Genomic DNA, 1,179 nt, shown 5'->3' with positions numbered 1-1,179 from the left:
CCGTGCTGCGCAGCGGCGCCGCGAGCACGCCGCTGTCGGTGGACGACCCGCCCGAGCGGTTGCGCGCCCTCGTCGCGGCCCGCCGCCCCGCCCTCGTGCTGACCGCCGCCGACGGCGCCCCGCACCTCGGCGACGTCCCGCACCTGGCGGTGCCGGACTGCACCGGCCCGCAGGCCGGGACCGTCGGCGCCGCGACCACCGGGCCCCTGCCCGCGCCGCACCCGGACGCCCTGGCCTACGTCATCCACACCTCCGGTTCCACGGGCGCGCCCAAGGGCGTCGCGGTGTCGCACCGGTCGCTGGCGCACCTCGTCGACCACCACCGCCGGACCCTCGTCGAGCCGCTGGCCGCCGGCGTCCCGGGCGGGCGGCTGCGGGTCGCGCACGCCCTGCCGTTCGTGTTCGACGGCTCCTGGGAGGCGCTGCTCCTGCTGCTGCTGGGCCACGAGCTGCACCTGCTGGACGCCGACACGTACCGCGACGCCGACCGCCTCGCCGCGGCCGTGCGCGAGCGGGGCCTGCAGTACCTGGACTCCACCCCCACGATGTGGGAGGCGCTGGCCGACACCGGCCTGCTCGACGGCGCCGGACCGGACGGCGCCGGCCTGCCGCTGCGCGCCGCCCTCGTCGGCGGCGAGGCGTGCCCGCCCGCGCTGTGGCACCGGCTGCGCGCCGTGCCCGGCCTGGTGGTGCGCAACCTCTACGGCCCCACCGAGTTCACCGTGGACGCCGTGGGCGCCGACGCCGTGCAGTCCGCCGACCCCGTCATCGGCCGCCCCCTGACCGACACCGCCGCGCACGTCCTGGACGGCTGCCTGCAGCCCGTCGCCGACGGGGTGGCCGGCGAGCTGTACCTGGCCGGTCCGCAGCTGGCGCGCGGTTACGCCGGCCGGCCCGACCTGACCGCCGAGCGGTTCGTCGCCGACCCGTCCGGCCCGCCCGGCGCGCGGATGTACCGCACCGGCGACCGGGTGCGCCGGCGCCCCGACGGGCAGCTGGAGTACCTGGGCCGCACCGACGACCAGGTGAAGGTGCGGGGTTTCCGCATCGAGCCCGGCGAGGTGGGGGCCGCGCTGACGCGGGTCTCCGGCCTCGCGCAGGCCGCGGTCGTGGCCTGCGCCGACGCCGGCCCCGCCCGGCTCGTCGGCTACGTCGTGCCCGCCCGCGGCGCCGACGTCC

The 1,179-nt window shown here is 79.4% G+C and carries 1 protein-coding gene; it reads left to right on the top strand.

The features are described from left to right. Positions 1-38 precede the first annotated feature (38 nt). The coding region (locus ABEB16_RS21635; protein WP_345714236.1) for an AMP-binding protein at positions 39-1,179 on the top strand (1,141 nt) is incomplete at its 3' end.

Origin of the sequence: Kineococcus glutinatus (genome assembly GCF_039542765.1) — a bacterium.
Classification (GTDB): domain Bacteria; phylum Actinomycetota; class Actinomycetes; order Actinomycetales; family Kineococcaceae; genus Kineococcus_A; species Kineococcus_A glutinatus.
The sequence above is the reverse complement of the archived record's forward strand: the minus strand, read 5'-3'. Positions and strand labels throughout refer to the sequence as shown.